This is a genomic window from Wolbachia endosymbiont of Drosophila bocki, from assembly GCF_028982005.1.
Lineage (GTDB): Bacteria > Pseudomonadota > Alphaproteobacteria > Rickettsiales > Anaplasmataceae > Wolbachia > Wolbachia pipientis.
In genome coordinates this window covers 1-9892 of the sequence record NZ_JAPQLG010000160.1, presented here as the reverse complement: position 1 = coordinate 9892, position 9892 = coordinate 1, and the positions used below count along the sequence as shown (strand labels likewise).

General features: G+C 35.0%; 10 protein-coding genes. 5 read left to right on the top strand and 5 right to left on the bottom strand.

All coding sequences use genetic code 11. The features are described 5' to 3' along the window. Nucleotides 1-38 precede the first annotated feature (38 nt). The gene (locus OZD61_RS03760) at nt 39-308 is read left to right on the top strand and encodes a hypothetical protein (protein ID WP_274979908.1); all 270 of its coding nucleotides are present in this window, start codon (nt 39-41) and stop codon (nt 306-308) included. 550 nt (nt 309-858) lie between these two features. On the opposite strand, the gene recF is transcribed toward OZD61_RS03760, so the two are convergent. From recF to OZD61_RS03745, 3 genes are all read right to left on the bottom strand, one after another. Then, nucleotides 859-1938: a DNA replication/repair protein RecF gene (gene recF / locus OZD61_RS03755; RefSeq protein ID WP_274979907.1), complete on the bottom strand. Its 1080-nt coding sequence runs from the start codon at nt 1936-1938 to the stop codon at nt 859-861. 16 nt (nt 1939-1954) lie between these two features. Beyond that, entirely contained in the window at nt 1955-2422 is a 468-nt protein-coding gene (gene bcp, locus OZD61_RS03750; protein WP_274979909.1) for a thioredoxin-dependent thiol peroxidase, read from the bottom strand. A 189-nt stretch (nt 2423-2611) separates the two neighbouring features. Further along, on the bottom strand, nt 2612-4039 hold the full coding sequence (locus tag OZD61_RS03745) for a sensor histidine kinase (protein ID WP_274979906.1): 1428 nt from the start codon (nt 4037-4039) through the stop codon (nt 2612-2614). A gap of 65 nt (nt 4040-4104) precedes the next feature. Here OZD61_RS03745 and OZD61_RS03740 point away from each other — a divergent pair, with 65 nt between their 5' ends. The 4 genes from OZD61_RS03740 to OZD61_RS03725 all read left to right on the top strand — a co-directional run bounded on the left by OZD61_RS03740 (nt 4105) and on the right by OZD61_RS03725 (nt 7137). After that, nucleotides 4105-5280 (top strand): aspartate aminotransferase family protein, encoded by a 1176-nt coding sequence (locus OZD61_RS03740; RefSeq protein WP_274979905.1) that lies wholly within the window; start codon nt 4105-4107, stop codon nt 5278-5280. 14 nt (nt 5281-5294) lie between these two features. Further along, entirely contained in the window at nt 5295-5801 is a 507-nt protein-coding gene (gene rimM / locus OZD61_RS03735; protein WP_274979904.1) for a ribosome maturation factor RimM, read from the top strand. Between the two features lie 62 nt (nt 5802-5863). Continuing rightward, nucleotides 5864-6430 carry an elongation factor P gene (gene efp / locus OZD61_RS03730; RefSeq protein WP_006279719.1) on the top strand — a complete coding sequence of 189 codons (567 nt, stop codon included), beginning with the start codon at nt 5864-5866 and terminating at the stop codon, nt 6428-6430. A gap of 8 nt (nt 6431-6438) precedes the next feature. Next, nucleotides 6439-7137, top strand: coding sequence for an inositol monophosphatase family protein (locus tag OZD61_RS03725; protein ID WP_274979903.1), 699 nt, complete (start codon nt 6439-6441; stop codon nt 7135-7137). Here OZD61_RS03725 and hemA read toward each other — a convergent pair. Together hemA and OZD61_RS03715 are read right to left on the bottom strand one after the other, a co-directional pair. After that, on the bottom strand, nt 7129-8331 hold the full coding sequence (hemA, locus tag OZD61_RS03720; RefSeq protein ID WP_274979902.1) for a 5-aminolevulinate synthase: 1203 nt from the start codon (nt 8329-8331) through the stop codon (nt 7129-7131). The genes OZD61_RS03725 and hemA overlap by 9 nt on opposite strands. Before the next feature lie 64 nt (nt 8332-8395). Then, nucleotides 8396-9811 carry a TomO hydrophobic C-terminal domain-containing protein gene (locus OZD61_RS03715; protein ID WP_274979901.1) on the bottom strand — a complete coding sequence of 472 codons (1416 nt, stop codon included), beginning with the start codon at nt 9809-9811 and terminating at the stop codon, nt 8396-8398. Nucleotides 9812-9892: the final 81 nt, after the last annotated feature.

The following is a 9892-nucleotide window of genomic DNA, read 5'->3' as shown; positions in this document are numbered from 1 at the left end:
GTTAGCGGGATCTCTTGTTAGCGGCTGAGATACCGCGAATGAATCGCGGTATGACGGTTCGCGGCGGCATGACGATAAGGTTTATACCTTGTCATCCCAGTGCCCAAACACTGGGATCCAGTTTTCTTTACAAATTCACCAAAAGTGTTTCATTCTATAACATAAAACCCATACTCACCAAATCCAATGCGTTACTTGCAATTAAGTTTCCTGGACCCCAGTGTCTGGGCACTGGGATAACAAAGGAGGACGTTATTCCAGTGCCAAGCACTGACCATTTCTGGTCTCTTAAATTGCAACTAATCTAAGTATTAAAAAATTTACCAAGCGAAAAAAAAGGCAAAAGAAGCCCTGGGGTTATTATCCGCTTTAAAATATTGGCGTTTTTTTATTCTAAACGCTTAATAACCGTGACTCAGCCGCTTTTAAGCCGCAACTAATCTAAATTATAAACGTTAAGAAATTTACTAAACAGAAAAAAAGGCAAAGAAACCCTAGGGTGGCTAGCATTCAAATTCTCCCTTGTCAATTTGACGTTTTTTGCTGTCTTAAACGCTTTGTAAGCGCGTTTCAGCTTATATAGGTAGAAACCTAGAAGTTTCATAAAGACACGAGGTGCACATAGTGCAAAAATTAAGCATGATTTACGCCAAATACATTAAGTTTTTTGTCATTAATCCACCGCAGAGATTGCGAAGATAAATAAATAGCTTCAGTTTCATGATAAGGGGACTGGCGAAGTTTGTAAAGTAACTTTTGCATTTAATTTAAAGTAAAAAAAACAGAAATGTTCTGGCTTGAGGTTTAATTGCCGGAATTTACAATTGGGAGTTGCCTGTATGAGCTTTGAAAGAGGTACTATTCATTTGATAATTCAAAAAACTTGAAAGAATAAAGATAGCTATTGAAATTATCTTGATTTACATCAGTTATCCAAGTTTGACATTGAATACTTAACACTTCCTCCATTAACGCCTTTCTGTAATGTTTATCCAGATGAGACATTATATCATCAAGTAGAAGAAGTGGTGCCTTATTGTAATGAATACACCTTGCTTTTACACTGGATAAAATAATAGAAAGCAGTAATAACTTTTGTTCTCCAGTGGAGCACAGATTTATTGGTACGTTTCTTTTTTGACAAAAAACCCGAAAATTATCGTTATGCACACCAAAGGTTACTCTACCAGTCAATGAATCTTTTTCTCTGTTTTCCTTTAGACGATTCTGAAAATATTCTGCAGTATCGTCCAAAGTTAGCTGGCTGCTGAATTTCAAACTTGCCTTCGGAAAAAACTCACTGGAATGGTTATCAATTGTGCCTTGTAGTGTCTTTAAAACAGACGATCGCATACGTAAAATACTAACTGCATTAACGGCCATTATGTTTTCAAGACTAGAGAGCCAATTTTCGTCCAAGGTGTTCTCTCTTAACAGTTTACTTCGCTCACGTTTAGCTTTTCTGTGTTTCATGTAGCAGCAAGTGTAATTTTCCTCAAACAGTGAGACTATACGGTCTAAAAATTTTAATCTGTCACTTGGAGAATTAAGAAGAACATAGTCCATTTGTGGAATCAGCCATATTACATTGGATATCTTATACAAAGATGAATAACTCGATTGCGTTTTTCCATCAATTTGTATTAGTTTCTTATCAAAACTCTTTGCGATACCAATTGAATTAAAATCCATTCCATTAAAAAAATCATATTGCACTACCCAATCTTCATTACTGAATCTATTTTGTATCTCACTGGCTTTCGCTTTTTTCATTCCATTGCTTTTAGCAAGCAACGAGATTGCTTCAAGTATATTAGTTTTACCAATACCGTTTTTGCCAGTTATTACAACTGAGCTATCATCTGAATCCAGTTCAAAGTTTGAGTGGCTACGAAAATTATGTAATTTCAGCTTTTTTATGTAGCAATGGGTAGCCATTAACCTATTCTTTAGTTTATATTCTCTTTACTTCTTCCAGAACCTCATCAACATGTCCACTAACTTTTACATTTTTCCAGATCTTCACTATTTTACCTTTTTTATCTATTAAAAAAGTAGTGCGTTCTATTCCCATATACTTTTTGCCAAACATACTTTTCTCTACCCAAACACCATATTTTCCCAACATTTCAGCATTCTCATCAGAAACTAAATAAAACGGCAGAGAATATTTTGCTTTGAAGTTAGTGTGACATCTAACGCTATCTTTTGATATACCAATTATCACTGTGTCAAGGAAAGAAAAATCATCTATTTTATCTCTAAAGCCTTTTGCCTCCATTGTACAACCCGGAGTATCGTCTTTAGGATAAAAATAAAGAACTACATTTTTTTTATCAAAAAATTCACTCAGTGATAAATTTTCACCAGAATCTGCTGGCAAGCTAAAATCGGGTGCATCATTTCCTACTGCTAATTCCATACCTTGCTCCATTAATAACACTTCCGTCTATAGTAGTATATTGTAGTCAGAGTATCAAATTTTATATATAGCTAACAGATAAGATCCTTGATGGGGGCTTATTAATGAATTTCTGCCTACCTTCTCGGCTTGCCGCTTTTGATAAAGTGTGGTTTTCGTCTGATGTAAGGCCATATCAAATAGATCCTATTAAAAATCAATCGAATCTTCACATGTTTGTTCTTCATAAAAGAAGTTCAATGTTATCGTAGTACCAAGTTTTGCTTCACTTTTAATGTCAAAAGTTCCACCCATTAACTCTACTAATTTCTTGCTTAGCGGCAATCCGATGCCCGTACCTTCGTTTCTATACCCCGAATCTGCTTGGCCAAAAACAGACATAACTTTATATATGTCCTGCTGCATTATTCCTATTCCATTGTCATGAAACTCAATAGTTAATAAGTTTTTTTCTATATTTTCTTTTATCACCATTCTTATTAAACCATCTTTGGGAGTAAACTTGATTGAGTTTGATAATAAATTTATTATAACTTGTTTCATTCTCTTGGGATCTGCAATGACTAATAATTGTTTATTAGTCATCTCTTTTTTTAAATTAATCCCGGCTTCTTTTAATTTAGGTAATAGCATATTTACGCATGAATCCATTATTTTGTTCAGGTTAAACTTCACTTTTTCTACTGTTAAACTACTTGATTCAGCTTTAGAAAAATCGAGCACATCATTAATTAAGGTAAGTAAGTGTGTTCCTGCATTATATATATCGTCTGCATACTCCTTGTATTGAGAATTATCCATTGAACCTAAAGTTTTATTTTTGATCAACTCCGCAAATCCAATAATAGCATTAAGAGGTGTGCGTAATTCATGTGTAACGCTTGCAAAAAACTTTAGCTTGTTTGCATTTTCTTGCTCTAATGTCTCTTTTATCTGCTGTAATTCAATGTTAGTTTTATGTTGCTTGGCTAGCATTTGGGCATTAGAAAAGTGCAAATAGAACATTATCAATATTAAGATTATTAATAATAGGCCCAAAAATGTTAAAAACAGGCCATATGCTATAACATAAGAATTATTGTAGTTTCGAAGAATCTTCAAAAAAAACGACGGTTTAACGCTATTTTCATGGAATATAGGGAAAATAGAAGTTAATGTATTTCCTGTGGTATAAAATATTTCTTGGTTACTTAATAGTTTATCAATTTCATCGTTTGTAAGTAACTGTTCATAATCATAATCTTGAGTGTTAAAATTACTGAATATTATTCTGCCGTTTTTATCATACAGTATTAAGCTGAAATCCTTTACTTTGCTCACTGATTGTAATAATTCAGCACGTAGTTTTACTAGTTGGTTTATGTAGTCAAAATTTTTGTATTTAATGTGATGCTTTTCTATTAGTAAATAATGGTATTTTTTTATTATGCCATTTTCCAGTACGCTTTTTAAGTTTACACTTGAATCACGGTAAGAAGAAAGGAAATTACTCCTTAGTAAATGATTACAATATATCACACTGAATAAAATCATAAAGATCGATGAGAGTAATACAATAACTTTTGTGTATTTGTTTTTCTTCAACGCAGAAAACACCAATTTACCTAGCTTATACATATCCTTCTTATTGTGAAACAACGGTTTTTATGTTATTAATAACAAAATTTAGCATATAACATTTTATGACAATTTCTCCTATTTTGCCAGTTTATTCTCCTGTTAATATAAATTTTTCTCATGGCAAAGGTATCTACCTATATGATGTTGATGGTGAGCGCTACGTAGATTTTCACTCCGGAATAGCCGTTAGTAGCTTAGGTCACACTAATTCGCGATTAATTAGTGCTCTTAAATTGCAAGGAGAAAAATTATGGCATATATCAAATACCTATAATATACCTGCTGCCAATAATTTTGCAGAAAAATTAATAAACAACAGTTTCGCTGACACTGTATTTTTCTCAAATTCTGGATCAGAGGCAGTAGAATGTGGGCTTAAGATTGCTAGGATCTATCAAAATGGAAAAGGCAATAAAAATCGTCACAGAATTTTAACATTCCATTGTGCATTTCATGGAAGAACCTTTTTAACTTGTGCTACAAACGATAAACAGAAATTTTCTGAATTACTAAATCCCTACATTGATTGGTGTGATAACATCGAGCCCAATATTGAGAGCGCAAAGAAAGCAATTTCAAGTGGTATAGGCGTTATATTAATAGAACCAATACAAGGGCAAGGTGGTATCAAAGTAATGAATGAAGTCTTTATGAAAGAACTAAGAAAGCTGTGTGATGAAAATGACATATTGTTATTTTTTGATTGCGTGCAATGCGGTGCTGGCAGGACAGGAAAATTATTTGCATACGAACATATAGGAGTGGAACCTGATATATGTGCTCTTGCAAAGGGAATAGGCGGCGGGTTTCCGCTGGGGGCTTGTCTTGCAACTGAAAAGGCTGCTAAATATATGGCAGTTGGTATGCACGGTTCCACTTTTGGTGGCAATCCGCTTGCAACCTCAGTAGGTAATGCTGTGCTCGAAGAATTGCTCAGCCCCGGCTTTTTGAAAAATGTTGAAATTAGAGGTAAATACTTAAAAAATAAACTAGAAGACTTAGCAAGTAAATTTCCAATAATAGAGGAAGTAAGAGGGAAAGGGTTAATGCTTGGAATAAAAGTGAAAGCAGACAATCAAAAGTTTGCAGAAGAGTTAAGTCATCGCGGCTTGCTTACTGTTGGGGTAACATTAGATAACGTTGTGAGAATTTTACCTCCACTCATTATCACTGAAAAAGAGATTGATGAAGGCATCGAGATTTTGACTCAATATTTATCTGAGAAATCTTCTGATTAGATACTTGCATTAATATGAACGACAATCTGGTATGCTTAGGAATTATTACCTCTCCTCACGGAATTAAAGGAGCTGTTAAAGTAAAAACCTTTACTGAAAAGCCTGAAAATACCTTCTTATATGGTAAGCTAATAAGTGGTGATGAGAATTATAAAATAGACTCAGTATCCGTCATAGGTGATAATTTAGTAATAGCTACAATAAGCGGAGTAAATTCCCGTAATGAAGCAGAGCTTTTAAGGAATAAGAAGCTATATATAGAAAGAAGCAAGTTACCAGAGCTAAATGATGAGGATGAATTTTACCAAAGTGACCTTGTAGATATGGAAGTAAGGCTGAAAAGTAATGAATTATATGGCTATGTAAAATCTGTGTATAATTTCGGCTCAGGGGATATATTAGAAATTTTAGTTATCAGCACAAAAAAACGTATTATGCTGTCTTTCACTAAAGAGATATTTCCACATATAAATATAAAGGGGAGGTATATAGTATTAAATATACCAGAATTTATTGACTAATAAAGACTTTGATATTTATATAAAGCTATTTATAATTGTAAGATTAAACTGAAAATGTAATTATGGCAGAAAGAGCTAACGATATTAGACCAGGTCAGGTGTTGGAACATAACGGCGGATTATTTTTGGTTGTAGGTATTATGCATACTCAACCTGGTAAAGGTGGTGCATACATACAAGCTGAAATGAAAAATATCAAGACCGGAGCAAAACACTATGAAAGATTTCGTTCTGATGCAACAATCAGAAGGGCAATTTTAGATGAAGAGGAATATGTTTACCTTTTCACTGAAGGAAACATTGTAAATCTTATGCATCCAAGTAATTACGAGCAAATCACTATAAATTTGGACTTATTGGGAGAAAAAAAAATTTATTTACAGGATAACATGAAAATTAAAGTTGTAGCTTATCAAGACAAAATAATTTCTGCGCATGTGCCTGATTATGTTACGCTTGCTGTGAAAGAAACAGAGTCTGTCATTAAAGGACAAACTGCTACTGCTTCTTATAAGCCTGCAATTTTGGAAAACGGAATGCGCGTTAACGTGCCTCAATTTATAAAAGAAGAGGATAAAATTGTAGTATATACTCCAGGTGACAGCTATTATGAAAGAGTGAAAGAGTAAAAGGAAGGATGTCCATCTCATCGCCACGAATTAATGTGATGCTTGATTCTGTGCGTAGTGCTTCCAGGCAGCTTATGCGCGATTTTAATGAATTGCAAATTTCTAATGTTAAATCAGCAGACTTCATTAATAAAACTTATTCAAAATCCAAGCAAACCATATACGATTGCTTGCACGACTACAAACGAGACTATGGGTTTATTTCCGAAGATGATACTGACCAAGAAATAAAAGATAACGGTTATACTTGGTTTATTATGCCTATAGAGGGCAGGGAGAACTTTTCTAGTTGCATGGTTTATTTTGCAGTATCAGTCTGTCTCATTCATAAAAATAAAGTTGTGGCAGCTGTAATTGATGCTCCGGCTCTTAGAGAAACTTTTTGGGCAGAAGAAAAGAAAGGTGCTTTTCTTGAGGACTTTAGATCTCGTCATATAAAAATGCGGGTGAAAAGCCGTGAAGGGGGTCTAATAGATGTAAGTGGTAATTTATTAAATAAATTGCTGCCTGGCAATAGTAATGTACGCTCCATCGGTTCAACAATTTTAGGCTTTGCGTACCTTGCAGCAGGAAGGCACAGAGGAGCAGTTTACTCTGGAGTTAACGAATATAAAGCCTTGCTCGGTAGACTTTTTCTGCAAGAAAGCGGTGGAAGGCTAACGGAAGACAACGGATTGATTATTGCTGGCGATATTAAATTAGGATAAACAGGCTACAGAGATAGACAACTTTTCGAAAACTTTTACAAGAGATTCTGTTAAATGTTCCATCATTTCATCAGTATGATAAGGTGTAGGGGTAATACGGAAACGCTCAGTTCCTCTTGGCACTGTTGGATAATTTATATGTTGAACGTATATTCCATGCTCATCAAATAATAATTTTGATGCTCCTTTGGATAACTCTGGGTCGCCAATTATTATTGGAATTATATGAGTTTCTGTTGGAATGAAGTTAATTCCTGTATTTCTCAGTGAGTTTTTTACTTTTTCAACGACTTGCTTTTGCTTTTCCCTTTCAATGTTGCTCGATTTTAGGTGTTCAACGCTTGCCTTTGCTGCCGCTGCTAAAACAGGCGACATAGCAGTGGTGAAAATAAATCCTGGAGCGGAACTTCTTATTACATCTACCAAGCTCTTTGAAGACGCTATATACCCACCCATCACTCCAAAAGCCTTCGATAGTGTACCTTGAATGACGGTTATTCTATCCATCAGGCCTTCTCTTTCTGCAATTCCGCCACCATGTAAACCATACATGCCAACTGCATGCACCTCATCCAAATAGGTGATTGCATTATGTTGATCTGCAAGATCGCATATCGTTTCAAGCGGCGCTACATCGCCATCCATTGAATATACAGATTCAAGTGCTATTATCTTTGGTGTTTTTGTGTCTACGGATTTTAACAACTGCTCTAAGTGATCAACATCATTGTGTTTAAATATATGTTTTGGTCTTTTTCCTGATTTTATGCCTTCTATCATTGAAGAATGGTTCTTCTCGTCTGAAAAAATTACTACATTTGGGATAATAGACGATAAAGTGCTAAGTGTAGTCTGGTTAGCAAGGTAGCCACAAGCAAAAGTTAAAGCAGCCTCTTTTTTATGCAAACAAGCTAAGGATTTTTCAAGTTCGACAACCTCTTTTGTTGTACCAGATATATTTCTTGTTCCCCCCGCACCAATTGATGAATTTTGAATGGCGGCAATAACTTTCTCGTTTTGTGACATTCCTAAGTAGTTATTACTGCACCAGACGATTACTTCCCTATTTCTTTCATAGTCCATAATGTGGGGGAGCCTACCTGGCAATGACGCAAAGTGCGTAAATTCACGGTAGCGCCCCTCATCTTTTATATCTTTTATTTTATTCAAGAATATTTCTTCGTAGTTTACCAAGTCCTTATTTACCGATAATTAACATAATTATAACAAATTATTAAATGGTAAACTACTATATTTATTATACATGTACGGCAGTAGGTACTTTCCCCGTGTTGAAAGATTTTTCAACCTCGTTGTTTTCAACTTGGCTTTTAGGTGTACAGTAGTATATAATTGCAGCGGCAACCAGACAACAAGCTCCAACACCTGCTATTATTCCTGTTGTCAGCAAGCTAACACTAAAAGCAAAATATGCAGCCGGTGCAGCAGCCCCTGCAAGTATTCCAGCTACTGCGAACGTCCATGTAGCTACGGTAGGCCACTTACTCTTTTGCGTATTTTGTGCTGCAGTAATACTTCCATTTCCTGGATTATTAGGCAGCTTGCCATTGGTTTGAGTATCATCTTCTTGTTCAGAGATTTTGTTAGCTACTGAAGACGTTGGTATTGGTTCTGGTGCAGGTTTTGGCTGCGTATCTTTTTTATTATCATCCTTTTGTGACACATGCCCAGCAAGTTGAACAGGAGTTTGCTCTTGATCTTCACTCTCAGGCATATTGATTAGTTGAGCAGAATTTTGCTCACGCTCACCATTACCATCTGAAGTTTCTGGTTGTATATTTTCCAGACTGTCATTATCTTTGAACGTAGAGACCTCCTCATTATTTATTTTAGTTGCTACATGTTCTTCTTCATTAACTATATCCTGAATTGGAGAGCTGCTGCCAGAACCTGAAGGAATTACAACATATTCGCTGCTAGGGTTTGAAGGAGTGCCACTATGCTCATCACCACTCACAGAACTCTGTAGTAAAAGTGGTTGTGTATCTTGATCACCTTCAAGCTGGAAACTATTCTCACTTGAAGAAGCATTAGGCGTTTCAGGTGTAGTTGGTTGAACAGATAGTACAGTATTGCTTGGATTAGTAGACTGCTTGCCATTGATTTGAGCACCATTTTTCTTATTTTTTTGTAGGGTTAAAAAAGCTACTACTTTATCCTTAAAGGGACCTTCTTGACTTTTCGCGTATTCTAGTACAGAATCACGATTGTCAAACGTCAGGACATTTTTAAATTCCTCTTCTAAGTTTAAGTTATCATTACCTTTGCTTATAATTTCACTAATCTTTTTTCTAACAAAACTAGCAAGTAGCGTAACACCTTTTTTTTCGCTTCTTTTACCCATTTCACCCTCCTCATAATTATTACCTATAGCTTCCTCTATTGAAACCTCTTCATTATTCATAATATTTGTTCCTCTGTCCACAATATTTTTTTCTGTCTGCTTACTGCCAGCACTTTCAAGTCCTGGATTTTCTGATAGAATGTCACTTGTTATAACTGGAATTTCTAATTCATCTGCAACGTTATTACTTCTTTTTCGTATTATAAAAGTTCCAGGAGTTTGGCACATTTCATCCCACAAATCTTGACGTTCATGACAGGAATATTTTTGCACATCAATAAAAAATTGCAGAATATTTCTAATTTGCATTAAACTGAATATTAGAACCTGTTAAGGATCTCGAAAATATGAGGTAGAATAAGCATAGTTAAGAAAGAGGCATATCTATGC